27 protein-coding genes are annotated in these 26,179 nt (G+C 37.4%); 16 read left to right on the plus strand and 11 right to left on the minus strand.

Annotation, left to right across the window (positions count from 1 at the left end):
- Positions 1 to 129: 129 nt before the first annotated feature.
- The 4 genes from ACN5J7_RS00420 (at position 130) to ACN5J7_RS00435 (ending at position 2,041) form a co-directional block, all read left to right on the plus strand.
- The gene (locus ACN5J7_RS00420; RefSeq protein ID WP_418602228.1) at positions 130 to 705 is read left to right on the plus strand and encodes a Crp/Fnr family transcriptional regulator; all 576 of its coding nucleotides are present in this window, start codon (positions 130 to 132) and stop codon (positions 703 to 705) included.
- A 112-nt stretch (positions 706 to 817) separates the two neighbouring features.
- Positions 818 to 1,171: a SnoaL-like domain-containing protein gene (locus ACN5J7_RS00425; RefSeq protein ID WP_418602229.1), complete on the plus strand. Its 354-nt coding sequence runs from the start codon at positions 818 to 820 to the stop codon at positions 1,169 to 1,171.
- Positions 1,172 to 1,183: 12 nt separating this feature from the next.
- Entirely contained in the window at positions 1,184 to 1,570 is a 387-nt protein-coding gene (locus tag ACN5J7_RS00430; protein ID WP_418602230.1) for an SPW repeat domain-containing protein, read from the plus strand.
- A gap of 12 nt (positions 1,571 to 1,582) precedes the next feature.
- Positions 1,583 to 2,041, plus strand: a complete 459-nt coding sequence (locus ACN5J7_RS00435) for a YHS domain-containing (seleno)protein (RefSeq protein ID WP_418602232.1) — start codon at positions 1,583 to 1,585, stop codon at positions 2,039 to 2,041.
- Between the two features lie 334 nt (positions 2,042 to 2,375).
- Here ACN5J7_RS00435 and ACN5J7_RS00440 read toward each other — a convergent pair whose 3' ends face one another.
- Entirely contained in the window at positions 2,376 to 2,678 is a 303-nt protein-coding gene (locus ACN5J7_RS00440; RefSeq protein WP_311936471.1) for a monooxygenase, read from the minus strand.
- Positions 2,679 to 2,742: 64 nt separating this feature from the next.
- Between ACN5J7_RS00440 and ACN5J7_RS00445 the strand changes: the two genes are divergently transcribed.
- Positions 2,743 to 2,898, plus strand: coding sequence for a winged helix-turn-helix transcriptional regulator (locus tag ACN5J7_RS00445; RefSeq protein WP_376717811.1), 156 nt, complete (start codon positions 2,743 to 2,745; stop codon positions 2,896 to 2,898).
- Here ACN5J7_RS00445 and ACN5J7_RS00450 read toward each other — a convergent pair.
- Positions 2,879 to 3,442: a DNA-3-methyladenine glycosylase I gene (locus ACN5J7_RS00450; protein ID WP_311936477.1), complete on the minus strand. Its 564-nt coding sequence runs from the start codon at positions 3,440 to 3,442 to the stop codon at positions 2,879 to 2,881. The genes ACN5J7_RS00445 and ACN5J7_RS00450 overlap by 20 nt on opposite strands.
- 131 nt (positions 3,443 to 3,573) lie before the next feature.
- Between ACN5J7_RS00450 and ACN5J7_RS00455 the strand changes: the two genes are divergently transcribed.
- The gene (locus tag ACN5J7_RS00455; protein WP_418602233.1) at positions 3,574 to 4,191 is read left to right on the plus strand and encodes a thioredoxin family protein; all 618 of its coding nucleotides are present in this window, start codon (positions 3,574 to 3,576) and stop codon (positions 4,189 to 4,191) included.
- On the opposite strand, the gene ACN5J7_RS00460 is transcribed toward ACN5J7_RS00455, so the two are convergent.
- From ACN5J7_RS00460 to ACN5J7_RS00480, 5 genes are all read right to left on the minus strand, one after another.
- Positions 4,175 to 4,903: an energy transducer TonB family protein gene (locus ACN5J7_RS00460; protein ID WP_418602234.1), complete on the minus strand. Its 729-nt coding sequence runs from the start codon at positions 4,901 to 4,903 to the stop codon at positions 4,175 to 4,177. The genes ACN5J7_RS00455 and ACN5J7_RS00460 overlap by 17 nt on opposite strands.
- Before the next feature lie 41 nt (positions 4,904 to 4,944).
- Positions 4,945 to 5,661 (minus strand): tRNA pseudouridine(55) synthase TruB, encoded by a 717-nt coding sequence (gene truB, locus ACN5J7_RS00465; protein WP_311936493.1) that lies wholly within the window; start codon positions 5,659 to 5,661, stop codon positions 4,945 to 4,947.
- 1 nt (position 5,662) lies between these two features.
- Entirely contained in the window at positions 5,663 to 6,460 is a 798-nt protein-coding gene (locus ACN5J7_RS00470) for an undecaprenyl-diphosphate phosphatase (protein WP_418602235.1), read from the minus strand.
- A gap of 51 nt (positions 6,461 to 6,511) precedes the next feature.
- A complete protein-coding gene (locus ACN5J7_RS00475; protein ID WP_311936499.1) occupies positions 6,512 to 6,778 on the minus strand; it encodes a DUF3098 domain-containing protein in 267 nt (88 codons plus the stop codon).
- 73 nt (positions 6,779 to 6,851) lie between these two features.
- Entirely contained in the window at positions 6,852 to 7,730 is an 879-nt protein-coding gene (locus ACN5J7_RS00480) for a cell division protein FtsX (protein WP_418602236.1), read from the minus strand.
- Positions 7,731 to 8,101: 371 nt separating this feature from the next.
- On the opposite strand from ACN5J7_RS00480, the gene ACN5J7_RS00485 reads away from it, so the two are divergent.
- The 4 genes from ACN5J7_RS00485 (at position 8,102) to ACN5J7_RS00500 (ending at position 14,410) form a co-directional block, all read left to right on the plus strand.
- Positions 8,102 to 11,080 carry a leucine--tRNA ligase gene (locus ACN5J7_RS00485; protein WP_418602237.1) on the plus strand — a complete coding sequence of 993 codons (2,979 nt, stop codon included), beginning with the start codon at positions 8,102 to 8,104 and terminating at the stop codon, positions 11,078 to 11,080.
- Positions 11,081 to 11,443: 363 nt separating this feature from the next.
- The gene (locus tag ACN5J7_RS00490; RefSeq protein WP_311936508.1) at positions 11,444 to 11,698 is read left to right on the plus strand and encodes a SemiSWEET transporter; all 255 of its coding nucleotides are present in this window, start codon (positions 11,444 to 11,446) and stop codon (positions 11,696 to 11,698) included.
- 98 nt (positions 11,699 to 11,796) lie between these two features.
- Complete coding sequence (locus ACN5J7_RS00495) at positions 11,797 to 12,495, plus strand: zinc metallopeptidase (RefSeq protein ID WP_418602238.1); 699 nt, start codon at positions 11,797 to 11,799, stop codon at positions 12,493 to 12,495.
- 145 nt (positions 12,496 to 12,640) lie between these two features.
- Positions 12,641 to 14,410, plus strand: coding sequence for a MutS-related protein (locus ACN5J7_RS00500; RefSeq protein WP_418602239.1), 1,770 nt, complete (start codon positions 12,641 to 12,643; stop codon positions 14,408 to 14,410).
- A gap of 55 nt (positions 14,411 to 14,465) precedes the next feature.
- On the opposite strand, the gene ACN5J7_RS00505 is transcribed toward ACN5J7_RS00500, so the two are convergent.
- A complete protein-coding gene (locus ACN5J7_RS00505) occupies positions 14,466 to 15,353 on the minus strand; it encodes a thioredoxin family protein (RefSeq protein ID WP_418602240.1) in 888 nt (295 codons plus the stop codon).
- A gap of 182 nt (positions 15,354 to 15,535) precedes the next feature.
- On the opposite strand from ACN5J7_RS00505, the gene ACN5J7_RS00510 reads away from it, so the two are divergent.
- Entirely contained in the window at positions 15,536 to 16,507 is a 972-nt protein-coding gene (locus ACN5J7_RS00510; RefSeq protein ID WP_418602241.1) for a sensor histidine kinase, read from the plus strand.
- Between the two features lie 37 nt (positions 16,508 to 16,544).
- Positions 16,545 to 17,240, plus strand: coding sequence for a LytR/AlgR family response regulator transcription factor (locus tag ACN5J7_RS00515; RefSeq protein ID WP_418602242.1), 696 nt, complete (start codon positions 16,545 to 16,547; stop codon positions 17,238 to 17,240).
- Positions 17,241 to 17,367: 127 nt separating this feature from the next.
- On the opposite strand, the gene ACN5J7_RS00520 is transcribed toward ACN5J7_RS00515, so the two are convergent.
- The gene (locus ACN5J7_RS00520) at positions 17,368 to 19,455 is read right to left on the minus strand and encodes a S46 family peptidase (RefSeq protein ID WP_418602243.1); all 2,088 of its coding nucleotides are present in this window, start codon (positions 19,453 to 19,455) and stop codon (positions 17,368 to 17,370) included.
- 78 nt (positions 19,456 to 19,533) lie between these two features.
- Between ACN5J7_RS00520 and ACN5J7_RS00525 the strand changes: the two genes are divergently transcribed.
- The 3 genes from ACN5J7_RS00525 to ACN5J7_RS00535 all read left to right on the plus strand — a co-directional run bounded on the left by ACN5J7_RS00525 (position 19,534) and on the right by ACN5J7_RS00535 (position 22,001).
- Entirely contained in the window at positions 19,534 to 20,676 is a 1,143-nt protein-coding gene (locus ACN5J7_RS00525) for a methionine aminotransferase (protein ID WP_418602244.1), read from the plus strand.
- 63 nt (positions 20,677 to 20,739) lie between these two features.
- Complete coding sequence (locus ACN5J7_RS00530; protein WP_311936532.1) at positions 20,740 to 21,216, plus strand: hypothetical protein; 477 nt, start codon at positions 20,740 to 20,742, stop codon at positions 21,214 to 21,216.
- A gap of 5 nt (positions 21,217 to 21,221) precedes the next feature.
- A complete protein-coding gene (locus tag ACN5J7_RS00535) occupies positions 21,222 to 22,001 on the plus strand; it encodes an amidohydrolase (protein ID WP_418602818.1) in 780 nt (259 codons plus the stop codon).
- On the opposite strand, the gene ACN5J7_RS00540 is transcribed toward ACN5J7_RS00535, so the two are convergent.
- Both ACN5J7_RS00540 and ACN5J7_RS00545 read right to left on the minus strand, forming a co-directional pair.
- The gene (locus tag ACN5J7_RS00540) at positions 21,988 to 23,598 is read right to left on the minus strand and encodes an Ig-like domain-containing protein (protein WP_311936535.1); all 1,611 of its coding nucleotides are present in this window, start codon (positions 23,596 to 23,598) and stop codon (positions 21,988 to 21,990) included. The two genes, ACN5J7_RS00535 and ACN5J7_RS00540, sit on opposite strands and share 14 nt — an antisense overlap.
- Positions 23,599 to 23,788: 190 nt before the next feature.
- Positions 23,789 to 24,469 (minus strand): ComF family protein, encoded by a 681-nt coding sequence (locus ACN5J7_RS00545; RefSeq protein ID WP_311936538.1) that lies wholly within the window; start codon positions 24,467 to 24,469, stop codon positions 23,789 to 23,791.
- A gap of 129 nt (positions 24,470 to 24,598) precedes the next feature.
- Between ACN5J7_RS00545 and ACN5J7_RS00550 the strand changes: the two genes are divergently transcribed.
- Positions 24,599 to 26,140, plus strand: coding sequence for a glycine--tRNA ligase (locus tag ACN5J7_RS00550; RefSeq protein WP_418602245.1), 1,542 nt, complete (start codon positions 24,599 to 24,601; stop codon positions 26,138 to 26,140).
- Positions 26,141 to 26,179: the final 39 nt, after the last annotated feature.

Here is a 26,179-nt window from a genome sequence, read left to right on the forward strand (position 1 = left end):
GTTGTAACTTGACTTTTCGGGAAAAAATGATAATTTTGTTTAAGGTTGAGTATAAATTACTTGTGCTGCCCCGATAGTTTTCGGGATTTAGAGCATTTCCTGCAATGCAAAAAAAACCAACTTCTGTAAATGAACAAAGATCAACTCTTAAACTATGTACAAAACTTTGTTTCGCTGACGGATGACGAAGCCATGGAGTTTTGTTCCAGCTTTAAAGAGGTTAAAGTAAAAAAAAGACAATTTATTGTTCAGCCGAATTTTACCGATAGATACAGAAATTTCGTTGTAAAAGGCGCTTTTAGGGCCTATGCCATATCCGATGAAGGACAAGAACACACACTCCAATTTGCGATTGAAAATTGGTGGGTCTCGGACTTCAATAGTTACATTTACCAACATCCAGCAACACTTTTTATCGTTGCTCTTGAAGACAGTGTTATTCTACAACTGGAATATGAAAAGGAACAAGAGTTAAAAGCATCCAACCATAAATTTGAAACCTTTTTTCGAATCATGGCCGAAAAGGGTCTCGCCTTTGAACATAGACGAATATTGTTCAATCTCATACACTCGGCAGAAGCTCGATATGAAAACTTTTTGTTGAACTTTCCAAACTTCGTTCAGCGTGTACCTCAATACGCATTGGCTTCCTATTTAGGAATGTCAACAGAGTTCCTGTCAAGAATCAGAAATAAAAAAACCTAGCAGAAAAGTTGAACTACATCAACAAAATTTCTTGATTTACTTCATTTTTATTGGCTTGCTATTGATAGACATTTGTACTGTCAATATTGACAAACAATTTAAATGAACTAAAATGGAACAATCATTAAATGAAATTTTCTCGTCAAAGAATGAGATGGTAAAAAAAGGACAGATTGTCGATGCTACCGAAAAATACTTTGCTTCAAACGCTAAAACTATAGATTTTGATGGCATGGTAACGAACGGTAAATCTGAAATGCTTACAAAAATGCTGGGTTTTGCAGGTGCCATAACCAACGTTAACGGAATAACTTTACATCACGCTTCACTCAACGGAAATGTTTCTTTTTCCGAATTTACTTTTGATTTTGATATGAAAGACGGAAGTAAAATTCTATGGCACGAAATTATCCGTTCGGTCTGGGAAAACGGAAAAATCATTGAGGAACAATATTTTAAATCTTAAACCGAAACCAATATGAAATTCGTAACAAAAACAATGCACGCTTATCTGGATTACCCAGTAGCCATTGCGCTAATGGTTTTGCCATTTCTATTTGGGTTGGGAAGCACGCAGCCTCTGGCATGGCAACTTTCAGTAACCACCGGAATTGCTGCTTTTATATTAACCTTGCTTACCGACCATCATTTGGGTGTTTACCGTATTATTCCCTACAAAGGCCATTTAATAGTTGATGGGCTGGTTGGTCTGGTATTCGTCGTAGTGCCTTTTATCTTTTCATTTAAAGGTACCGATGCTTACTATTATTGGATATTGGGCGCAACAATTTTAACTGTAGTTGGTTTACACAAACCAGCTGCGACAACGAAGATTAAAAACTTAAATAAAAAATTCACAAATTAAAACACAAAAATCATGAAATCATTATCAATAGTATTCGTAACAATGCTGCTTTTTACAACCATAGGTTTTTCACAAAGCAAAGCCAGTCATAATATTGACGACAGTAAAATAGCCTTACAAGGTTATAGTCCGGTATCTTATTTAGATTTGGGCATCGCTCAAAAAGGATTGAAAGAATTTAAGGCAACTTATAGCGGATTGGCCTATTATTTTACAAGCGAAGACCAAAAAAAAGCGTTTGAAGCCAACCCAAAAAAGTATTTGCCAGAATATGGTGGTTATTGCGCTTTTGGAATTTCCGTTGGAGCAAAATTTAGAGTTGACCCAAATAAATTTGTAGTAAAAGATGGAAAATATTATTTGTTCCTTTATGATTTGGAAGTAGATGCACAGCAACTTTGGTTAGATGGCAATCATAAAGAGCTGGTAGCCAAAGCAGACAACAATTGGACTAAATTAAAAAAAGACTAATAGGCGACTAATTCTGAAAAAGGCATTTGAGAAAGTTTCAAGTGCCTTTTTTTGTTCAAAAAAATTTTAGATGAAAAAATTTTAGTAAAAAATTTATCTATTTGTTCGGGAATAGTAATGATTTTTGGAGTACCTGAAGGACTGTTTCCAGTTGAAACTTGACTTTTTCGTGAAAGCGATAATTTTGATTAAGTTTCAATATGAATCACTTATTTCGAACTCGTTTCAGAATTAAAACGGATTCATATTCCAAAAAAACATTCCACTTAATTTGAGGATTTAGACAAACTAAGAACAACAAATGATTTTATATTTATCTAAACCCTATAATCAATTAAAGAGGAGCTTTACAAATATTGGAAAGTTCTTCATTTATTTCAAAAACTTTTCCTTTAATATTTGAGTATCCAAATTTTACCAATCTATCTGTATGCATTTTAAGATAGTTCTCTGCGTTTTCCCGAGAATCGAACATATAAACACCTCCTGCCATTTCTTCATTCTTATTCTCAGTCCAGAATTTCCAAACAAAACCAGGTTCATTAACAATACTTTGTGCAAGTTCTTTCATTTGAACTGCCATTTCTTTTCCCCAAACCTCCCTATGAGGAAAATCTACATACATAATTACGGCCATAATATTTAATTTAAAAATTAGACCGTAAATTTAAGCACATCAGATTATTTTCGCACTATAAACAGTGGAATATTCATTGACTGAGCGCGGGAGAACTTTGGAAAGCTTAATTGCAGAACTAATGGATTGGGGTTATTTCAAGGAAAAAAACTATTTAGAGTTAAACATTCGATGGGCGAACGGACAAGACCCTGCAAAAATCAAACCTCAGCATACCTAAAGCACCCCATTTCATGGTCGTTTACCATGCCCGTTGCTTGCATGTGCGCATAAACCACGGTTGAGCCCACAAACTTAAAACCACGCTTTTTTAAATCTTTGCTTAGGGCATCGCTTAATGGCGTGTTGGCAGGTGCGTCTTTATAGTTTTTAAGTTTGTTTTTAATGGGTTTGCCATCAACAAACCCCCAAATGTATTTTGAGAACGACCCAAATTCCTCCTGAATTTTCATAAAAGCCTGGGCATTGGTAACGGTGGCTTTTACTTTCAGTTTGTTTCTTATAATACCGGCATCTTGCAATAAAGCATCCATTTTATCTTGGTTGTAATTGGCTATTTTTTTATAGTCGAAATTATCAAAGGCTTTCCTGAAATTTTCGCGTTTACGCAAAATGGTAATCCAACTTAAACCCGCTTGAAAGGTTTCTAAAATTAAAAACTCAAAAAGCGTCGCATCGTCATAAACCGGAACGCCCCATTCCTCATCGTGGTAAGCTTCATACAAAGCGTCGCCAACACACCAACCGCATTTATGTTTTTCCATATTAAAACGTATTTAATGCCCATTTTGGGCACTTGTAAGGTTTAAATTTAAAACATGACAAATATCATCTTAAATAAAATACCAAGATACTAAATTTGTGCCATCATATTTTGTCATTAAAACATAAAATCATGGATTCTATTATAAAGAATAGTTTGAAGAATAGCATGTCGTATTCCGAATACAGAAGTTTGGTAAAGCAGTTGGTTGAAGCCAATTCGACCACTGGAGACGATAAAAGTGAAGCGATGGTAGACTATACCAAGCTTAACGATAGACGGATGAACCGTTGGGATAAAACCATAAAAATTTCGGACGAGGCTAAAAAAAGAATAGAGTCTTTTGAGGATAACATGACTTGGTTGCTCATTACCGAAAGTTGGTGTGGCGATGCGGCACATGTGGTGCCAGCCATAAATAAGGTAACCGATTTAAACAGCCATATTGATTTAAGAGTGGTACTTCGTGATGACAATCCAGATTTAATGAATGCTTTTTTAACCAACGGCGGAAGAGCAATCCCGAAGTTAATCATGGTTGAAAATGCAACCGGAAATGTTGTATGTACTTTTGGGCCACGTCCAACCGAAGCCACAAACTATGTAAATAGATTTAAGGCGAAATACGGGACATTAACCCCAGATTTTAAAGAAGATTTGCAGCATTGGTACAACAACGATAAAGGGCAAAATGTAATTAGCGACCTTACCGAATTGTTGTGCGAATTGCAGCCTAGCGTTTGCCAATAAAGTTAAACGTAATAGAACCAATCTGACTTTTTTTAGAGGCATCGGAACTAAACTGAGCGTTTTTTGCATACTCCAAAGCGTGCTCTACCAAGCATTCGTTTGATGTGGATGAAGACGAGTTTACATAGGCATCAGTAACATCGCCTTGGGCATTTACGGTAATATTTATAACTATTTTTCCGCCAATTTCGCAAAGATAAATCGGAATTGGAATGTACACTTTTTTTCGGTTTACCAACGAAAAACTAATGGTGCTTTTGGTGTTAGCGCCTTCGTCTTGCTGTTTTTTTAACAGGTCGTTTACTTTGCTAAACGACGAGAGTTCTTCGGTATTTAATTTAGAATCGTCAGTGCTTTCATAAGCTTTCTTAAAGGCATCATTCTGCTCGGGTACACTGCTGTTTTTTGGCACATAATCTTCTGGTGGTGCAATGGGTTTATAGGCCTGGGCAAACTGCTTATTGTTGCTGGTTTCGTTATAGGCGTTATTGGTTTCGGCCTTACTGGCATTTAAGTTTTCTAAGGCTTCAAGTATTTTTATTTCTTCTTCGGTGAGTTCTTCTTCGGGCTCCATTTCATAGTAGCTTTCAGACATAAATGCACTTTGTTTTTTAAGGCTTAAATTGAAAATAGAAAGTACTACGGTACCCGCTAATAGCAAGGTGATAAGTAGGGCTTTATGTTGATTTGTTAGGTTCAAATCTGTGTTCATTTAGTGCAATTCTATATGAAATATACGTAAAAATAAACAATTTAGTCTTTTAGCGATGCAATGAAGCTTTCAATTGATACCGCATTGGCAACTTGAAACGCCCCAATTCTTGTTCTTCGGAGTGATGATAGATGCGCACCGGACTGTAATGCTTTACCGAAATCGTTGGCTAAAGACCGTATATACGTGCCTTTGCTGCAAACCACTCTAAAGTCTAAATGTATTGCGCCGGTATTGCCCCCCGTTGAAGTATCAATTTTAGTGATTTCAAATTCTTCAATATTTACCGTTCTCGCTTTAATATCAACCGATTCGCCAGCTCTTGCATATTCGTATAAGCGTTTTCCATCCTTTTTTAAAGCTGAAAAAACTGGTGGATATTGTTGAATCTCGCCAATAAATTGTTTGGTGGTTTCTTGTATTAATTCATTTGAAATATGCTCTGTTGGAAACGTTTCATTTATCTCGGTTTCCAAATCAAAAGATGGCGTGGTGCTTCCTAAAACAAAGGTGCCCGTGTATTCTTTTATCTGTCCTTGAAACGTATCGATTTGCTTCGTCATTTTTCCCGTGCAAATCACTAATAAACCCGTCGCCAAAGGGTCTAAAGTACCGGCATGACCCACCTTTATTTTCTTAATGTTGAAAGCTTGACGGATTTCCCAACGGAGTTTATTAACCACTTGAAACGAGGTCCAGTTTAAAGGCTTATCGATAAGTAAAACTTGTCCGGAAAGATAGGCTTCTTTCGAAATCATGTTATGAGTTTAGTGCAGAAAAAATAATAGCAATAACGCCAACAATAGCGCAATAGACAGCGAAATAGGACAGTTTGCTTTTTTTAACCAAGGCAATCATCCAAGTACAGGCAAATAAACCCGCTACAAAGGCCGCGATAAACCCAACAGAAAGCGATGTGATATTATGGCTTTCCATCGAAATATCGCCACTTAAAATGTCTTTGGCGATTTTCCCGAAGATTAACGGCACCACCATTAAAAATGAAAAACGGGCTGCTTTGGTTTTATCGTTCCCCAACAATACCGATGTTGAAATGGTTGCACCAGAACGTGAAATTCCGGGTAACATCGCAATAGCCTGGGAAATACCAATAATAAATGCATTTTGAAAAGACACTTCTTTATTGGTGTCTTTGGCCTTGTCTGCCAAATAAAGCAAAAGCGCTGTAATAATTAGCATAAAGCCAACAAGCTTAATGTTGCCACCAAATAACTCGGCAAATTGAGATTCGTAGGTATAGCCAATTACGGCGGCGGGAATCATGGAAATGGCAATTTTACTAACAAACTGTAAGTCTTCGTTCCATTCAAATTTTAAAATGCCTTTAAAAATGTCTAAAATATCTTTTCTAAAAACAACGATGGTGCTCAAAGCGGTTGCAAAATGCAAAACAACGGTAAACAACAAGCTTTCTTCAGGCACTGAATTATCGCCTAAAATTGCTTTTCCCAGTTCTAAATGCCCACTGGATGATACCGGTAAAAATTCGGTAAGGCCTTGAATAATACCAAGAATAATGGAGTCAATTATATCCATGGGGCAAAAATATTAAATTTGAAATAGTAAAGTTTGAAAACCAATTGGGATTTATTTTTTGGACTTTGATTTATCGGGATTCAATAATATGGCATACATTTCAATACCAAAACCAATCAAAATTAAGGTTGGCGCCAACCGGATACGTCTCCAATTAAAAATTTCAGGATTAAAAACATTGGGATCGTCGCTACCGCCACCGGCCATTAAAATAAAACCAAGCGCGATACACGCTAAACCAATAAACATGAATTTATAGTTTTTCTTTCCAAAAACAAAAACTGGTTTTGTGTTTTCTTTACGTTTTTTATCTCCCATAATGCTTAATAAAATAAGTAGTGCAAATTAACGGATTTATTTAAATAGAAGTGTTAATACCATGGTAAAATACCTAATAATACAGTTGGTCGGTTTTCAAGTTTAAAAAACGCTGGGTTGCAAAATGGGTGCTTATCCAAGTAATTATAATGCCCAAGGCAAAAATAAAAGCAAACAATGCGCCTACTAAAACAGGATTGCTTAGCAACTCTAATTCGGTAAATGTTTTATTAAGATAAAACAAAACAATGGCCATACCAATTAAAGCCAATATCGCACCAATAATACCCAACCGCACGCTTTTCCAAACAAATGGGCGACGAATAAACTGTTTGGTAGCGCCAACCATTTGCATGGTTTTAATGGTAAATCGTTTAGAATACACTGCCAATCGTATCGAGCTATTAATCAACAACACCGCTATTAACGTAAAAATACCGCTAATTACCAATACCCAAAAACTTATTTTTTTAACGTTGTCGTTCATCAATTTAACCAGGTCGTTATCGTAAGTAACTTCATCAACAAAATTTTTATTTAACGCTTCCGCGGAAATTTTTTCGAGATGCTCCGAGGTTACAAAATCGGCTTTTAAATGCACATCGATAGAGTTTTGCAACGGATTGTAACCCACAAAATCCATAAAATCCTCGCCGTTTTCAGCCTTCATAAATTCGGCAGCCTGTTCTTTCGAAACATATTCGGTCGATTTTACATAATCTGCCATTGCCAAACTTTTTTCAAGCTGTTTTACTTCAACATCTTTGGCATTCTCTTTTAAGTAAATAGTCACCACGACCTGCTCTTTAAAATGGTCGGATACTTTTTTGGCATTTAGAATGAGCATGCCCAACAAACCCAATAAAAACAGTACCAAAGCAATGCTTAATACCACCGAAAAATAGGAAGAAATAAGTCTGCGTTTTTGGTGTTTTTCGAAAGATGAACTCATAAAATAATTGGATTAATGCCGTAAAAATAGTAAAGAAATTGAAAAGATGCTTCAAAAGGCTTAAGTCTTTTGATTTCAATTGGATTTGCCATTTCCAAGGTTATGGAAATCCCATCCTTTTCAGGTTCTCGTTTTTATTTTTAAATCGGATTTTTAAAATAATCACCAAGGTTTTAGGATTACAACGTTTAAACTTTCAACATTGTTATAATAAGCTTAAATTTGCCATCGAATTCGTCATTCCGAGCGGAACGTGGGAATCTGTTAATTTTGAAGTTCAAATCAAAAGATTGCCACAGTCGTTCCGATAATTCCCGATAGCTATCGGGACGGTACTCTTTCGCAATGACGTTAATATTTTTTGTTAGAAAATGAAATACGATTTTAGGAGAATAGAAAAAGATTGGCAAGATTACTGGCGCGACCACAAAACCTTTAAAGCCGTAAACGGTAGCGACAAACCAAAATATTATGTGTTGGACATGTTTCCTTACCCGAGCGGTGCGGGCTTGCACGTTGGGCATCCGTTGGGTTATATCGCTTCCGATATTTATGCACGCTACAAACGCCACCAAGGGTTTAATGTTTTGCATCCGCAAGGTTACGATAGTTTTGGTTTACCTGCCGAACAGTACGCCATTCAAACGGGGCAACACCCTGCCATTACAACTGCTGAAAACATTAAAACCTATCGCCGTCAATTGGATCAAATCGGGTTTTCATTCGATTGGTCGCGCGAGGTAAGAACCTCCGACCCCAATTATTACAAATGGACGCAGTGGATTTTTATTCAATTGTTCAATTCTTGGTACAATAAAGACACCGATAAAGCTGAAGATATTTCAGAATTAGAAAAATTATTTTCTTCAGAAGGAAACACTAACGTAAACGCCGTTTGCGATGATAATATCGAACCGTTTTCTGCTGAAGATTGGAAATCGTTTTCATCTAAAAAACAGCAACAAATATTATTGCAATACCGTTTAACCTATTTAGCCGAAACCGAGGTGAATTGGTGTCCCGCTTTAGGAACCGTTTTAGCCAACGATGAGATTGTTAATGGGGTTTCGGAACGTGGCGGCCATCCCGTAATCCGTAAAAAAATGACCCAATGGAGCATGCGCATCTCGGCTTATGCAGAGCGTTTGCTACAAGGTTTGGATAAGTTAGATTGGACCGACGCTTTAAAGGAAAGCCAACGCAACTGGATTGGAAAATCGGTTGGAGCATCTGTCGAATTCAAAATCCAAAATTCAGAATCTAAAATTTCCGTGTTTACCACAAGGCCCGATACCATTTTTGGCGTTAGTTTCATGACGCTTGCACCAGAGCACGAATTGGTATCGCAAATTACAACACCCGAGCAAAAAGCCGATGTGGACGCTTATGTTGAAGCCACGGCAAAACGTAGCGAGCGTGATAGGATGGCCGATGTAAAAACCATTTCAGGTGCCTTTACGGGTGCTTACGCCGAACATCCGTTTACAAAAGAGCCTATTCCTATTTGGATTGGCGATTACGTGTTGGCGGGTTACGGTACAGGTGCGGTAATGTCGGTGCCTTGCGGCGATCAGCGCGATTACGATTTTGCAAAACATTTTAAAATTCCCATTCCAAATATTTTTGATGGGGTTGATATAAGTGAAGAAGCCTTTGCCGATAAAGAAAAAACCGTAATTGGGAATAGCGATTTCCTAAACGGATTAAACTATAAAAAAGCCACAAAACGCGTTATTTTCGAATTGGAAAAAATAGGTCAGGGCGAAGGAAAAACCAATTACCGTTTACGCGATGCGGTGTTTTCGCGCCAGCGTTATTGGGGCGAACCCTTTCCGGTGTATTATGTAAATGGTATGCCACAAATGATTGATGCCGCGCATTTACCCATTAAACTGCCCGAAGTTGAAAAATATTTACCAACCGAAACCGGCGAGCCACCATTGGGGAACGCCACCGTTTGGGCTTGGGACCGCCTCAAGGCGGAAGTAGTCTCAAATAGTTTGATTGATAATGAAAACGTTTTTCCATTAGAGTTAAACACCATGCCCGGGTGGGCGGGAAGCTCCTGGTATTTTAACCGCTATATGGATGCCAGTAATGAAAACGAATTTGCAAGCCAAGAAGCACTAAATTATTGGAAGGATGTCGATTTGTACATTGGCGGCAGCGAGCATGCCACAGGGCATTTGTTGTACGCGCGTTTTTGGCAGAAATTTTTGTTTGATAAAAACTTGGTGCCCGTTGATGAGTTTGCCAAAAAGCTGATTAACCAAGGGATGATTTTGGGGACTAGTGCTTTTGTTCATTGGACAAACATTGAGTTTCAAGTTAAAACAGAAGAAAGAGAAATTATTTCTGTAAAAAAGAGAATAGTCATTGAAGATAGCGGTGTTTTAGTAACTGAAATTTTTGATAATTTAATTAAAGAAATTAAATCTGAAATTTTTGCTTTTTATAAGCAAAGTTCGCCTAAGGTCAAGGTAGAATTTGTAGATGGAACTTTAACTATCAAACAGCATGTTGATATATCTTTATTGAAAGGTACATCAGATGCTTTAGATGTTGAAGGATTTAAAAATTGGATGCCAGAGTTTAAGGACTCGTATTTCTTATGTAAGAACAACAACGAATTTATTACAACTCGCGAAGTAGAAAAAATGTCGAAATCCAAATACAACGTCGTTAATCCAGACGATATTGTTTCAGATTACGGTGCGGATTCTTTGCGTTTATACGAAATGTTTTTAGGGCCATTGGAGCAATATAAACCTTGGAATACCGCTGGTATTACGGGTGTGCATTCCTTCCTTAAAAAACTTTGGAGACTTTACCACCAAGGAGAAAACGGAGCATTTTACGTAACAAGTCCCCCTCCTTCGGAGGGGTTAGGGGAGGCTTTTAAGACTTTACACAAAACCATTAAAAAGGTACAGGAAGATATTGAGAGTTTCTCGTTTAATACTTCGGTATCGACTTTTATGATTGCGGTTAACGAGCTAACGGCTCAAAAATGCACATCGAAAGAGATACTCGAACCGTTTTTGATTTTAATTTCGCCGTATGCGCCGCATATTGCCGAGGAATTATGGCATCAATTGGGACATACCGGGTCGATTTCAACCGCGCCGTTCCCGAAATTCGAGGAAAAGCACTTGGTTGAAAGCAGCAAGAATTACCCGATTTCGTTTAACGGTAAAATGCGTTTTACGATGGAATTGCCTTTGGATATGAGTAAAGAAGACATTGAAAAAGCGGTTTTGGCACACGAGAAAACCAAGGACCAATTACAAGGGCGCGAACCCAAAAAGGTAATTGTGGTGCCCGGGAAAATCGTGAATATTGTGGGATAACGTCATGCCGAGGAGTCCCGATAGCTATCGGGACGACGTGGGAATCTGTCGAATAGTATTTTCAAACTGAAAGATTGCCACAACTTTTTATCAAAAGTTTCGCAATGACGTTTTGAGTTGCTAATAAAAAGATAACCACACTTCGACTGCGCTCAGTGCAAGCTGTAATTTATTATAACAGATTTGATTGAATGACAAAAGGCTAATGGATTACGGTTTGGTCTGCGTTAGGGATTGAACGGTATGTTTGAGCTCCCCGACGCAGGAGGGAGCGAGTAGTGAAAGCCCGACCCCTCTTGCCCTGAGCGGAGTCGAAGGGTTGGGGTAACGCTCAAATAATTATTTTATTGAAGAAACAACATTATGGATTACATAGAAATTATAGGTTTTGCAGCCGCCATTTTAACCACGGCTGCTTTTTTACCACAAGTGTTTAAAACGTGGCAAACCAAAGACGTTTCGGGGCTGTCGTTACCCATGCTTATTATGTTTTTTGTGGGCATTGCATTATGGTTGGTTTATGGGGTGTTTATTGATAGCCCGTCTATGATTACCGCCAATGCGATAACCATTGTTTCAGCGTTTTTGCTGATCTATTTTAAGGTGAAATATAATTAGCAATACTTTAACAGACTGACAAAACTTCAGACCGTAAAATTGGCGTTATTTTTGCTATATTTAAGAAGGTTGAAAAAATAAATTTAAAATTTAAAAAAATGATTGGATATTATATATTAATTGGTGCGATTGCTTTGGTAAGCTGGTTGGTGAGCAATACCTTAAAGAAGAAGTTTGAGAAGTACTCTAAAGTACAATTGCGCAACGGGATGAGCGGTGCCGAAATTGCCGAAAAAATGTTGGCAGACCACGGTATTACCGATGTTGAGGTTATCTCGACGCCGGGGCGTTTAACCGACCACTATAACCCCAAAAACAAAACGGTTAATTTAAGTGAAGCGGTTTACAACCAGCGCAATGCGGCCGCAGCTGCGGTTGCGGCACACGAATGTGGACACGCCGTACAACATGCCCAGGCTTACGAATGGCTTACAATGCGTTCTGCTTTAGTGCCGGTTGTAAGTGTAACTTCGGGCATGTCGCAATGGCTTATTATTGGTGGCCTCATATTGGGTGGTGCTGCTGGCTTAGGTTTAGGCTGGTGGGTTGCTGTTGCCGGTGTGGTAATGATGGGTTTTGCAACTTTATTTAGCTTTATTACATTACCGGTTGAATACGATGCGAGTAATCGTGCTTTAGCGTGGTTAAAAAACAAAAACATGGTGTCTCAGCAGGAATATGCGGGTTCTGAAGATGCCTTAAAATGGGCCGCACGAACCTATTTAGTGGCCGCCATTGGTGCTTTGGCAACATTGTTGTATTGGGCGCTACAAGTTTTTGGAGGTAGCCGCGATTAAGTTTTTAGATATACAGCTAAAAAGCCTTGAAAATTTTCAGGGCTTTTTTGTTTCTTTACCTAAAATCATGCTTTGAAGCGTGGTCTTAAGGTTGTCAATCACATTATCTTTTTCGCAATTGCGGGAAACAGAATTAAAATTTAAAATGGATCATCCTTTAGTATATTATCAACAGCATTTAGAAACCTATAAAGCTAAAGCCGATAAGCTTTACAAACGCATGACAACTTTAAGTCTGCTTAGGGTCATTGTGTTTTTAGCAACAGGTTTTGGCGTGTATTTAAGCTTTGGTTTGTGGCAACTCGCGGTTTTAATTTCAATCATTGGAATTGGTGCTTTTGTGTTTTTGCTGTCAAAATATACCGATTTTAAAGCCCAACGAAACTTTAATAATGCCTTGGTAAAAATTAATGAAGAGGAAATAAAAATAGCTTCGGGCGATTTTCATCATAGAAATGAAGGTTTGGAATTTCAAGACCCCAGCCACTTTTATAGTTTGGATATCGATTTGTTTGGCCGCGGTTCGTTTTTTCAATTTATAAACCGCACCACCATTAACGAAGGTACCCAAAAATTAGCAGATGCCTTGTTGGCAAATGCAACGGATGATATTATTTTACGGCAAGCGGCCATTAAAGAATTGAGCAGTAAACCCAAATGGCGCCAACAGTATTCGGCAACCTCAAGTTTGGTTGCAGTTGAAACTCCCGCAAAAGATATTATTAATTGGCTGCAACATTACAAACCGTTTTTACCAAAAATGATGCGCTGGTTTCCGTTGGTATTTACTTTGCTTTCCTTGGCGTTGTTTGCATTAACTTTTTTCAAGCTCATCGATATGGTTTTTATGGGCTATTGGTTGTTTGTTGGCTTGGGAATTACAGGGATTTATGTTAAAAAAACCAATGTGCTTTCGGTGAATTCGGATAGGGTAAAAGACACCTTTCGTCAATATGCCTCGCTTTTAAAGCGAATTGAAAACGAGGATTTTACATCGGAATTATTGCAAGAAAAACAACAGCAAATTCAATCGGACACCAAAAAAGCTTCGTCTATTTTTAACGAACTTTCAAAATCGTTGGATGCTTTGGACAATAGGAATAATTTGATTTCCGCCATTTTTGGAAACGGATTGTTCCTTTCGGATATAAAAAACAGTTACCACATCGAGCAATGGATTAAACAATATGGCGCTAAGGTTGGAGATTGGTTTGAGGTGGTTTCGTTTTTTGATGCCTACAATTCACTTGGCGGTTTTGCATATAACCATCCCGAATTTGTGTTTCCGGAAATCAACACGTCGCAAACGGTTATAAAAGCAGCAGGTTTAGGGCATCCGCTACTAAATAAAAGCAAACGTGTGGATAGTGATTTAACTATTGAAAACGAACAGTTCTTTATTGTTACCGGTGCAAATATGGCTGGGAAAAGCACCTTTTTGCGTACCGTGTCCTTACATATTGTTATGGCTAACGTGGGCTTGCCCGTTTGCGCCAAATCTAGCGGTTATTCGCCGGTAAAACTGATAACGAGTATGCGCACTTCGGATTCGTTAACCGATGATAGTTCGTATTTCTTTTCAGAATTAACACGCTTAAAATATATTGTTGATGCCATTAAAAACGAGCCGTATTTTATTGTTTTAGATGAAATTTTAAAAGGCACAAACAGCACTGATAAAGCGATTGGTTCCAGAAAATTTGTCGAAAAACTGGTCGCTTCAAATGCCACGGGTATTATTGCCACACATGATTTAAGTTTATGCGACATTGAAAAGGAACTCGACGATGTGAAAAACTACTATTTTGATGCCAAAATTATAAACGACGAACTTCACTTTGATTACACGTTGAAACAAGGCATTTGCCAAAATATGAATGCGTCTTTTTTATTGAAAAAAATGGAGATTGTTTAAATGTTTAAAGCACGAAGACTGAAGCTTGAAGTTGTTTTTTAGATGATTCTCATGCTTATAACTTCATAATCTTATCAACCATTTCTCTGGCATTCTCGTCAACTGGTTTTAAACTCAGCACTTTGTAATAGTTTTTTAAAGCTTCGGTATAGTTTTTCGTTTCAAAATAAGCCTCACCCAAACTATCGTAAACATTGTATTTATAAGGAAATATTTTGGTGTTCAAATCGAAAACATACAAGGCTTTTTCCGTTTGATTAGAGCGTAAAAGCGCATAGCCAAACGTGTTTAATTCGCGACTGCCTTTTACAAATTCCGCTAATCTTGAAACCAAAATCGGTTCTTCTAATTTTAAGCTGTCCAAGGTTTTCGAGCTGAGTAAATAGTGCATATAATTGGCCGCCATATAATTTGGCGTGTACTTGTTTTTGGTTATGATGGCCAACATATCACGCTCAAAAGTTTCTTTGGGATGCTCTACAAATCTATTGATTTCCTTACCGTTTTTATAGAAAATAAAGGTTGGCACCCGATGAATGTTCAATCCTTTTTCCTCGCCATTCGGACTTTGCTTGTAAGCTTCTTTGGTTCTATCAACCGCAATAACCTGCAATTGGTTTTCAGGAAATTTCGCGGCTTCCAAAACCTTGTAAAACCTAGGCACTTCAAGTTTGCTGTCGCCACACCAAGTGCCCAAGAAAACTTTAATTTCATAGGCTTTTAAAGAATCTTTTAATTGTTTAACAACGCCTTTATTAACTAAATAATCGTCGTAATTTTTAGAAAACCAAATGTTGAATGTGTTTTTGGTTAAGTCAGATTTCGAGATTTCTCCCAATAAAAGTTCGTTCCCATTTTTATCGGTTATTAGTTTGTTTCCTGTTTGGGAAAAGGCAACATGTAGGTTAAGTAAAAGGATAGATAAGATAACGGTTCGTTTCATTATTGATTTTTTTTGATGATTTTCAAACATAAAACAGTTATGCAAGCCACACCAATAAAGTTTACAAACAGCGTACTTAAGTTTACAAACGGCAACATTTATGCAGTTTGCAATACTATAACCGTTTTTTGTACATAATTTTTTGATGCTTATGCATTTCTGATTACTTTCAGCAGGAATAAATGCCAACTTTACACAAACATACTTCGCAAATTTTGGTGCACATCCTGTTTTGGATGCTGTTTATTTTTGTGTCGCTTTTTTTGTTTTCAGATTATTATTGGCACGACAATCCGTTTTTGCAATACCTATCCATTCTCGTCATTATAGTTTACGCCAACCATTTTATTCTGCTTCCCTTTTTTGTTAAAAAGCGCCTTTATATTTTATACGTTTTTGTGTTTACCGTTATCTCATTTTTGGCAACCCAATTGTATTGTAACGTGTTTGCCCAATGCGGTTGCTCCATTATGAAATGTTTGAGCGACTACCTGTGGCAAACCCTGGTGCCACTTATTTTTTTCTCGTTTATTTGGATGCTCTATCGTTTTTTGGACGAACAGGCCGAAGTGGTGCAGATTAAAAAAGAACATACCGAAATGGAACTGAAATTCTTAAAATCGCAAATCAATCCGCATGTGCTTTTCAATAATTTGAATACCATTTATTCCTACACTTTAGAAAAACCAAACGAAGCCGCCGACCTTATTTTGATGCTGTCCGACAATTTGAAACACGTGCTTTACGAAAGCAATGCTGAAACGATTTCTTTGGAAAAAGAGATTCAATTTATTGATAATTACATGAAATTCCAAAAGCTACGAACAGAAGGCACAAAACAGATTCATTATACAAAAAACATTGATGCGTTTCAGAATAAAATCGCGCCGTTACTATTGATAACCATCATAGAAAATGCGTTTAAACACAGTACTTTAAACAGCGATATTTCGATAGCTATTCGTGTTGAAAACAAGATTTTGGAATGTATTTGTGAGAACGATTTCAATAAAGAAAAAGTAAGCGAAACCAATTTTAAAATAGGCCTGCAAAACTTAGAAAAACGATTGAAACTTATTTATAAAGATAAATACGAGTTTAAAATTCTAAAAGCTGAAACGTTTAAAGTGTATTTAAGATTAAATTTGAATTAAAAAGAATTTCACTCGAACTGACATCAAAAAAGGATATATGAATTGCATCATCATTGAAGACGAAATTCCTGCTCAAAATATTCTAAGGCATTTTATAGATAAAGTGCCTCATCTCAATTTAATCGATACGTTTAAAGCGGCCATTGAAGCGCATTCGTTTTTGAATACCAACACCGTTGATGTGGTGTTTTTGGATATTAATCTGCCCGATATTTCCGGACTGGATTTTATTAAAACCATCGCAAATCCACCGGCAATTATTATGACGACGGCCTATCCCGATTACGCGGTGTCTAGTTTTGAGTTGGATACCATTGTTGATTATTTGGTGAAACCCTTTTCGTTCGATAGGTTTTTAAAAGCCATCAATAAAGCAAAAGATAGAATTGAAACGCCAAAAATCGCCACCGAAGAAAAAGCCGAAGACTCTATTTTTTTGAATGTGGATAAAACACTGCACAAGCTCACTTTAAACACGATACTTTTTATTGAATCGGATAGGAATTACATTACCGTGGTTACCGAAACCCAAAAGCTATCGTATATTGATGCCTTAAAAAATTGGCATTCCAAGTTGCCTGAGACCCAGTTTTTTCAAGTGCATAAATCTTTTATAGTCAATCGAAAATTTGTTGATAAAATCTCAGGAAATACACTTTTTATAAAAGACAATAAAATTCCCATTGGCAGAACCTACAAACAGAATTTGTTAAAACAGTTGAAGATTATATAATTTTTCAACCTGCAAGGTTTTAAAAACCTTGTAGGTCTTTTTAGCTTAATAAAGAAATCTTTGTCAAAATACCTACAAGGTCAAAAAGAGACCTTGCAGGATAAGCTGAATAATATGTTACTAAAAACTATCTTTTAGGATGCACCAATTCCATTTCATCAATTAAGTGTTTGGCACCCGCATATTTATCGATTATAAAAAGAATGTAACGTACATCCACCATAATATTTCTGCAAATTTCGGGGTCGTAATTCATGTCGCTCATCGTGCCTTCCCAAACCCTATCGAAGTTTAAGCCCACTAAATTCCCATGCGCATCAATAGCTGGACTTCCCGAATTTCCACCCGTAGTGTGATTGGTGCCTAAAAAGCAAACCGGTACTTTTCCGTTGGTATCGGCATATTGGCCATAATCTTTTGCAGCGTATAAATCGCGTAGTTTCTGTGGCACATCAAACTCGTAATCCCCAGGAATATATTTTTCAATAACACCATCTAAATAGCTCACATGGTTGTAATACACCGCGTCTCTGGGCGAATATCCACGAACCTGACCATAAGTAACGCGAAGTGTACTGTTCGCATCGGGGAAATAACGCGCATTGGGTAAAGCCTTCATTAAAGCCGTCATGTATCTGGTTTGTAGTGCCGTAATCGGCTCGTTTTTTTGTTGAAATTCTTTGTCAATTACATTGAAAAACTCATCAATAAGCGGTTTGGCGTATTGGTAAGCGGCGTCGTTATTAATGTTTTTTAAGACGTCTTCCGGGGTGCCTTCCAATAATTTTAAAGCCGAATCTAAATCCGTAAAGGCCGTTTTATCATAAATTGAAGCATCCACATGATTTGTATATAAAGGCATCACGCTGTTATACACACCTCTATCCACATCGACATTGTAATTTTTATGAATGCTCTTTAACCTTGCAGTAAGATCTGCTTTGGCAGGTTCGAAAACATTGGGGTTGTTGTTGATGGCCTCCACGATTTGATACGTTCTAAAAGTCATTTGCATCAACTCATTGGTAGTTAAAAAGATTTCAATAAAATTTCGACGTTTAATGTTTACGGGTGCAAAATCTTTGTACAAGCGGTCAAATTCAGGAAGGATATCGCCATATTTTTTCTCCAATCCTTTTTCTTTTAAGGCTTTGGTAAAAGTGGCTTCAAAAGCGCGTCTTTTTTCAACGGCGTTACTTTTTTCAATACCCAGATTCTCACCTATCCATTTTTTCCAAGCATTGGCAATTCTTGCTTGTTTTGAGGCGTATTTAATGCGCACCTCGTCGTCGGCTTTCATCTTTTCATCAATCACTTTTAAAGCCGCTTCACGAATGGCGATATTTGTAGGGTTATAGGCTTTTGTAATATGTTCGATGGCAACGGCAGGTAAATATTCGTTGGTAGTACCGGGGAAACCAAATACCATGGTAAAATCGCCTTCTTCAACGCCATCAAGCGATATGGGTAAATAATGTTTTGGCGTGTACGGTTTGTTGTTTTCGCTGTATTTTGCTGGACGGTTGTTGGCATCGGCATAAATTCGGAATAAAGCAAAATCGCCCGTGTGCCTCGGGAACACCCAGTTATCGGTATCGCTACCAAACTTGCCAATGCTGGTTGGCGGTGCACCAACTAAGCGGATATCATCAAATCGTTCGGTAACAAATAAAAAGTACTGATTGCCTTTGTAAAAGGATTTAATCTTAGCGTCTTGCCAAGTTTCTTTGGGCCATGTTTTTAAAATACCGTTGCTGGTTTTATCAATAACCGACTGTTTTTCTTTTTCGGTCATGTTATCATTTATGGCCGCTAAAACATCGTTGGTTACATCGTGAATGCTTACAATAAACTCAATAAACAAGCCGTTGTTGGGAAGTTCTTCTTGAAAATTCTTCGCCCAAAACCCATTCTTTAAATAATCGTTTTCCAGTGAGGAATGCGATTGGATTTGGCTAAACCCGCAATGGTGATTGGTTAAAATCAATCCTTTGGGCGAAATCACTTCGCTGGTACAGCCACCGTTAAAATGCCCAATGGCATCCTTTAAGCTGGAGTTGTTAACATCGTAAATATCTTTGGCCGTTAGCTTGCTGCCCAAACTGGTCATTTCGTTTTCATTCATCCCTTCCAAAAGCGAAGGAATCCACATACCACCTTGTTGTGCAAAGGCGTTTAGCGATACAAAAAGCAATAAAAATTTAAGAAATCTCATGGTGTCCATTTTATAATAAAATCAAATATATAAAGCATTTATTTATTGTGTAAATTTACTGCTAATAATAATTATAAAATGCGGCATATTTCTAAATTACCCGATGTTGGCACAACCATTTTTACGGTTATGGGCGCTTTGGCTAAAAAGCATCATGCAATAAATTTAGCGCAGGGTTTCCCTGATTTTAAAATGGATGAAAACCTTATCGATTTGGTTACTTCGGCGATGCAAAACGGGCATAACCAATATGCGCCCATGCAAGGCGATTTAGGATTGCGCGAGGCGATTGCCAAAAAGTTCGATTTGTTGTATGGCACAAGTTATCATCCCGAAAATGAGATTACCATAACCACGGGTGCAACCCAAGCTATTTTCAGTATTATTTCGGCATTTATTAAACCCAACGATGAGGTTATTATTTTTAGACCGGCTTACGATTGTTACGAACCGACAATTGCATTAAACGGCGGAAAAACAGTTTCGGTTGCATTGGAATCCCCTAATTTTAAAGTGGATTGGAACGAAGTAAAATCGAAAATTAATAGTCGTACCAAAATGATGGTTATCAACACGCCACAAAACCCAATCGGCACTGTTTTTTCTGAAGCTGATATGCGTCAATTGCAACAATTAACCATAGGCACCGATATTATAATTTTGAGCGACGAGGTTTACGAGCATATGGTTTTTGATGGCGAAAAACACCAAAGTGCCTGCTTGTTTCCCGACTTAAAATCCAGAAGTTTTATAGTGGCATCTTTTGGTAAAACCTTCCATAATACAGGTTGGAAAATGGGTTATTGTTGCGCGCCACAACCCTTGATGAGCGAGTTAAGAAAAGTACATCAGTTTAATGTTTTTAGCGTTAACCATCCTATGCAAAAGGCACTAGCGGCGTATTTGCAAAATGAAAACCGTTATTTAGAATTATCGGCCTTTTATCAACAAAAACGGGATTTGTTTTTAAGTTTAATTAAAGATTCGCGATTTAAATTTACGCCATCAAAAGGCACGTATTTTCAGCTTTTGGACTATTCAGGGATTACCCAAGAAAATGATGTGGATTTCGCAAAACGCTTAACTGTTGAAAATAAATTGACATCGATACCCATTTCGGTTTTTTATGATACTAAAATTGAAAGTAAAATGCTCAGGTTTTGTTTTGCCAAAAAAGATGAAACTTTAAAGCAAGCTGCTGAGATTTTAAACCAGATTTAAAGTGTGTAACTTATTTGTAAAAGTGGTGTCTAAAAAGAATATTAAAATATAAATCAGAAAAAAATGAAACTATTTATTATCATATTCATGATGGGTTTTGGCTTTTTGCTAAATGCCCAAGAGGTAAATTTTAACGGGCATACGTATACTGTAAAAGGGAAAAGTATTTTAAAAAAAGGCACTGATGTTACAAGCACGTTAACTGTTGAAGAACAACAGCAAATACGGGCCGCTTTTAATAAGAAAAGGATGTTGGCTAAAGCATCGGAAAAAAAGGAAAAGCAGATAAAAAAGGCTAAAAAAAGTCAAAAAATAGCCGAAAAGAAGCAAAAAAAGGCTGAAAAAGCTTTAAAAAGAAAACGAAAAGCACAATCGAATTTTGATAAATCCGCTAAAAAATACGAGCATGCCATTGAAAAGTACGAAAGGCTAGAAAAGAAAGGTGATTTATCTCCCGAAGATGAAGTAAAGTGGCTTAAAAAAATTGAAAAGCTTAAAGCAGCGCATAAAAAAGCCGAAAAGAAATTAAAACATGTTTAGTTATGGTGCACGAGCAACTTAAAATAGCATTGATACAATCGGATTTGGTTTGGGAAAACCCAGAACAGAATCGAAAACATTTTACTGAAAAAATCGAAAGTATTCCCAGTGCGGTCGATGTGGTTATTTTACCCGAAATGTTCACCACAGGTTTTACTATGAATGCCAAAGCTGTAGCCGAAACCATGCAAGGTAAAACGGTAGAGTGGATGAAAAATACAGCTTCAAAAAACAATACCGCTATGGTTGGAAGCCTAATTATTTCTGAAGAAAACAAATATTTTAATCGCTTGTTGTTTGTTGAGCCTTCCGGAAAAATAACGGTTTACAACAAACGACACACCTTTACTTTGGTTGGCGAAGATAAAGTGTTTGCCGCTGGGACGGAGAAAATCATCGTCAATTATAAAGGCTGGAACATTTGCCCGTTAATTTGTTACGATTTACGCTTTCCCGTTTGGGCAAGAAATACTGAAGATTACGACGTTTTAATTTATGTTGCCAATTGGCCCAAGCCCAGAGTTTCGGCGTGGGATGCCTTATTAAAAGCGCGCGCTATCGAGAATATGAGTTACTGTATTGGGGTAAACCGTGTTGGAGTTGATGGCGTGACTAGTGCGTATTCAGGACACTCAGCGGTTTACGATGTTTTAGGGAATTTAATAACAGCATTTAAACCCGATAAAGAACAGACTGAAATCGTTGTTTTGGAAAAAAACCACATTTCGAAATACCGAAATAAACTTAAGTTTTTAGATGATAGGGATGCCTTTACTCTTCATTAAAGATTAAAGTCTGTACAAAACCCCAATCCGATCGTACGTCATCATCCAATTCAAAATGGCTTACACGTTCTGGCTGAATCTTTTTTAAATAATTCCCGGAATCGTATTTGCCGTTGCCATTGGTGTCAAAAATCACTCTGATAAAATATTTTCCAGAATCTAAAGTTAAAAAATCCAAGGGTTCGGGCTTAGTGGCATATTTTTCGTATTTAACTTCGCCATTGGCATTGGTTAATTGAAAAATAATAGGATATTTCGCGTTTACAAGGGTGAACCGTACAGACCCGAAATCAGACTCTTTTTTAGTTTTTACAGCGTAGTTTAAGGTGTCGTTTTTATTCTCAAAAAAATCTGTAAACGCCTCGGGCAGCACTTGTATGTTATAACTGTTGTCTTCGGTTTTATTAAAGTCGAACTGGTATGTATTTGTAATCGTATCGTAGGCTGTTGTAAAATCGACATTTGTGGAATCCCTATCTAAAATACGCATTTTTGAAGCGTCGAAATCGGTAAACGGAATGTTGGCAAAAATCTTAAAAGGCGCTTCGTAACCAATATTTCCAGACGGTTGCGCTTTAAATATTAAGGAATCTCTTTTTTGTTCGCTAATGCGCACGGTATAATCTTTTTCAAAAGTGGGATGCGACACGTTAAACAGTAACGAGTCCACCTGTAATCTGGGTTTGTACCAATAGTAAAGCGTATCGGTTTTTTCATCTTTGGTAATGCGATGTTTAAAATCTTCCGGAGTTTCAGAAGTTATTTTAATTTTCATGTCTTTATAATCGCCTTCGTAACCAAAAGCAATTTTTTCGCCAGCTTCTAAACGCGGTCTTACGGCTTTAAAATCGGGTGCTTCAGAAAATAATTTTAAGGTGTAAAGCGAATCGTTGGGTACTTCAATAAAGTTTTTATGAAAGGCTATCTGATCGGTCTTTTGCTGAAATTTATTGTCGTTATTGGCATCTTTCAACGCCATGAGCATATATTTTCCGGCTTTAATGTTTTCAATGGAAAACGTGGTAACACTGTCGAGGGTATTGGTAATGTATTTGGGGGCTTCTTTGTAAACGATAGAATCGTTAAAGGTAGAATCTATTTCGTATAAAGCCACCGATACAAAGGTTTCGGGCTGTCTTTTAAAAGCATCGACAATTTGCCCTTTTACGGTTAACGAGTCTATGTAATCGCCCGTTGAAAATACGTATCGGTAATAAGGAAATGGGTTGCCTTCGTTGTTGTCGGTAATGCTATTTCCAAAGTTAAAGGCGTAGGTTGTATTGGGTTTCAGCGTATCGTTAATTCTGATTTTTATCTCTTTGCTCGCACTACCAAGTGGCGTTATATCGGGTTGATAGGTCATGGGCGGCGAGATAATCAATTGTTTTTGCAAGTCTTTTATCTTGATGTATTCATCAAAAACAATCTTGATTTCGTTGCCTTTAAAATTGGTCGAGAAATTTTCCGGAGTCGATTTTTCAATGCTTGGAGGCGTTTCGTCCTTTGGTCCGCCACCAGGTGTACCCCGATTGGCACAGTTAATAAAAACCAAGCTTATAAATGCGATAAAAATAAAGTTAGAAAGGGTCTTGCTCATCGACTCATTTTAAATTTTTAGCAAAAGTACATGAATTTTTTTGTTCTGAAATTCACAAAAAACAGAATAAGAAAATTTATATACTAGCGAAACGGTTACCAAAGTGAAACTAAATATTGTGTTTTTTGGAGCAAAATTTAACTTTACTGAATAAACCTGCATAATTTTAGAGCTATAACGGCTAATCTGCTTAGGCTATTGCCATGGTTGCAATACTTATTTTTGTGTTTTTTGCTTGGTTTAAAACGGCAATGCAAGCTTCGAGGGTTGCGCCGGTTGTAATAATATCGTCCACCAAAAGAATGTGTTTGTTTTCAATGGCTGATGCCTTTTGTAAAGTAAACAGTTCGTCGTTATTGTTCCAACGGGCAAAACGTTTTTTATCGACTTGCGATTTTGTATTGGTTATTTTAACCAAAACATCGTCTCTATAATCAGTGTTTAAAGCTTTCGCAATTTGTTGCCCAAACTTTGCCACTTGATTAAACCCTCTTTTTTTCAACTTGTTTTTATGAAGCGGCACAGGAATTACAACATCAATAGTACTGTAATTATCAACCGTTTTTAATTCGCCACCAAGCCAATTTCCCAAGAAATACCCAATATTATCATAACCCTTGTATTTTAATCCATGGATGAGGTGCTGTACCAATCCTTTTTTTTCGAACCTAAAAAGCGCAGTGCCGTTTTCAACTTTTGCACGTCCGTAAAGCACTTTTTTTACCGCATCGTTATCATCAAAATGAAAATTGGTAACGGGCAAATCGTGGCGGCAATCAATGCAAATGGTATCGGCGTTGTCTTCCAATAAATTAAGGCACGCATAGCATACTTTAGGGAAGAAAAGATTGATAACAGATTGAAGACCCATAAATTTAATTTCTTCAATAAAATTAACGATTTATAATTAAAAAAAGATTTTACAAAAACTTTGATAAAAGCAGCAATAATTTAACCGATTTATAGCATTGAATTTAAACGGTTTCATATTTTTGCATTTATGGCAAATCAAGACGATCAATTTAAGAAAGTAATCTCTCATGCTAAGGAGTATGGTTACGTGTTCCAGAGTAGTGAAATCTACGATGGATTAAGTGCTGTTTACGACTATGCACAAAACGGCGCAGAGTTAAAGAAAAATATACGCGACTACTGGTGGAAGGCCATGGTGCAAATGAACGACAATATTGTGGGCATTGACTCCGCTATATTTATGCATCCAACCATTTGGAAAGCGTCGGGGCACGTTGATGCCTTTAACGACCCGTTAATTGACAATAAAGATTCTAAAAAACGCTATCGGGCCGATGTTTTAATTGAAGACTATTGTGCTAAAATTGAAGCTAAAATTGATAAAGAAGTAGCTAAAGCGGCAAAACGTTTTGGTGATGCGTTTGATAAAGACGAATTTGTTGCTACAAACGGACGTGTTTTAGGTTATCAAGAAAAAATAAATACAACGCTTTCGCGGATGGCAAAATCTTTGGAAAACGAAGATTTGGCCGATGTAAAAGCCCTTATTGAAGAATTGGAAATTGCCGACCCGCTAACCGGAAGCAAAAATTGGACGGAAGTAAAACAGTTTAATTTAATGTTTGGAACCAAGTTGGGCGCATCTGCTGATACGGCCATGGATTTGTATTTACGCCCGGAAACGGCCCAAGGTATTTTTGTAAACTTTTTAAACGTACAAAAATCGGGACGCATGAAAATTCCGTTTGGTATCGCCCAAACAGGGAAAGCCTTCAGAAACGAAATTGTGGCGCGCCAATTTATTTTTAGAATGCGCGAATTCGAGCAAATGGAAATGCAGTTTTTTATAAAACCGGGTACCCAAAAAGAGTGGTACGAGTATTGGAAAGAAGCTCGATTAAAATGGCATTTATCCCTAGGGATGGGCGAGGAAAATTACCGTTTTCACGACCACGAAAAATTGGCGCATTATGCAGATGCCGCGGCCGATATTGAGTTTAAATTCCCATTTGGGTTTAAGGAATTGGAAGGCATCCACTCGCGAACCGATTTCGATTTAAAAGCCCACGAAGAATACTCTGGGAAAAAATTACAGTATTTCGATCACGAAGAAAACGCCAGCTATACACCGTATGTTTTAGAAACATCGATTGGTTTAGACCGCATGTTTTTGGCCGTATTCTCAAACGCATTACAGGAAGAAGAATTAGAAAACGGAACAACACGAACCGTTTTAAAATTGCCAAGTGTTTTAGCGCCGGTTAAAGCCGCCATTTTTCCTTTGGTTAAAAAAGATGGCTTGCCAGAGGTTGCAAAACAAATTGTTGAAGATTTAAAATGGGATTTTAATGTGTTTTACGATGAAAAGGATGCCGTTGGAAAACGTTACAGACGTCAAGATGCCAACGGAACACCGTTCTGTATCACTGTAGACCACGATACTTTAGAAGACAACACCGTTACCATTCGTCACCGCGATACCATGGAACAGCAACGTGTTAAAATTGAAGATTTACGCCAAATTATAAAACAAGAAGTGGATGTGCGTTCTTGGTTGATGAAAATGTAATTGGCGAAAAAGTAATCTTAATTGACGAAAAAGTAAGGT

Origin of the sequence: Hwangdonia sp. (genome assembly GCF_048381975.1) — a bacterium.
In the GTDB taxonomy this organism is placed as follows: Bacteria; Bacteroidota; Bacteroidia; order Flavobacteriales; family Flavobacteriaceae; genus Hwangdonia; species Hwangdonia seohaensis.

Coding starts and splice junctions, on each gene's coding strand:
- ACN5J7_RS00420 (WP_418602228.1), top strand. CDS start 130: ATGAACAAAGATCAACTCTTAAACTATGTACAAAACTTTGTTTCGCTG.
- ACN5J7_RS00425 (WP_418602229.1), top strand. CDS start 818: ATGGAACAATCATTAAATGAAATTTTCTCGTCAAAGAATGAGATGGTA.
- ACN5J7_RS00430 (WP_418602230.1), top strand. CDS start 1,184: ATGAAATTCGTAACAAAAACAATGCACGCTTATCTGGATTACCCAGTA.
- ACN5J7_RS00435 (WP_418602232.1), top strand. CDS start 1,583: ATGAAATCATTATCAATAGTATTCGTAACAATGCTGCTTTTTACAACC.
- ACN5J7_RS00440 (WP_311936471.1), bottom strand. CDS start 2,678: ATGGCCGTAATTATGTATGTAGATTTTCCTCATAGGGAGGTTTGGGGA.
- ACN5J7_RS00450 (WP_311936477.1), bottom strand. CDS start 3,442: ATGGAAAAACATAAATGCGGTTGGTGTGTTGGCGACGCTTTGTATGAA.
- ACN5J7_RS00455 (WP_418602233.1), top strand. CDS start 3,574: ATGGATTCTATTATAAAGAATAGTTTGAAGAATAGCATGTCGTATTCC.
- ACN5J7_RS00460 (WP_418602234.1), bottom strand. CDS start 4,903: ATGAACACAGATTTGAACCTAACAAATCAACATAAAGCCCTACTTATC.
- truB (WP_311936493.1), bottom strand. CDS start 5,661: ATGATTTCGAAAGAAGCCTATCTTTCCGGACAAGTTTTACTTATCGAT.
- ACN5J7_RS00470 (WP_418602235.1), bottom strand. CDS start 6,460: ATGGATATAATTGACTCCATTATTCTTGGTATTATTCAAGGCCTTACC.
- ACN5J7_RS00475 (WP_311936499.1), bottom strand. CDS start 6,778: ATGGGAGATAAAAAACGTAAAGAAAACACAAAACCAGTTTTTGTTTTT.
- ACN5J7_RS00480 (WP_418602236.1), bottom strand. CDS start 7,730: ATGAGTTCATCTTTCGAAAAACACCAAAAACGCAGACTTATTTCTTCC.
- ACN5J7_RS00485 (WP_418602237.1), top strand. CDS start 8,102: ATGAAATACGATTTTAGGAGAATAGAAAAAGATTGGCAAGATTACTGG.
- ACN5J7_RS00490 (WP_311936508.1), top strand. CDS start 11,444: ATGGATTACATAGAAATTATAGGTTTTGCAGCCGCCATTTTAACCACG.
- ACN5J7_RS00495 (WP_418602238.1), top strand. CDS start 11,797: ATGATTGGATATTATATATTAATTGGTGCGATTGCTTTGGTAAGCTGG.
- ACN5J7_RS00500 (WP_418602239.1), top strand. CDS start 12,641: ATGGATCATCCTTTAGTATATTATCAACAGCATTTAGAAACCTATAAA.
- ACN5J7_RS00505 (WP_418602240.1), bottom strand. CDS start 15,353: ATGAAACGAACCGTTATCTTATCTATCCTTTTACTTAACCTACATGTT.
- ACN5J7_RS00510 (WP_418602241.1), top strand. CDS start 15,536: ATGCCAACTTTACACAAACATACTTCGCAAATTTTGGTGCACATCCTG.
- ACN5J7_RS00515 (WP_418602242.1), top strand. CDS start 16,545: ATGAATTGCATCATCATTGAAGACGAAATTCCTGCTCAAAATATTCTA.
- ACN5J7_RS00520 (WP_418602243.1), bottom strand. CDS start 19,455: ATGAGATTTCTTAAATTTTTATTGCTTTTTGTATCGCTAAACGCCTTT.
- ACN5J7_RS00525 (WP_418602244.1), top strand. CDS start 19,534: ATGCGGCATATTTCTAAATTACCCGATGTTGGCACAACCATTTTTACG.
- ACN5J7_RS00530 (WP_311936532.1), top strand. CDS start 20,740: ATGAAACTATTTATTATCATATTCATGATGGGTTTTGGCTTTTTGCTA.
- ACN5J7_RS00540 (WP_311936535.1), bottom strand. CDS start 23,598: ATGAGCAAGACCCTTTCTAACTTTATTTTTATCGCATTTATAAGCTTG.
- ACN5J7_RS00545 (WP_311936538.1), bottom strand. CDS start 24,469: ATGGGTCTTCAATCTGTTATCAATCTTTTCTTCCCTAAAGTATGCTAT.
- ACN5J7_RS00550 (WP_418602245.1), top strand. CDS start 24,599: ATGGCAAATCAAGACGATCAATTTAAGAAAGTAATCTCTCATGCTAAG.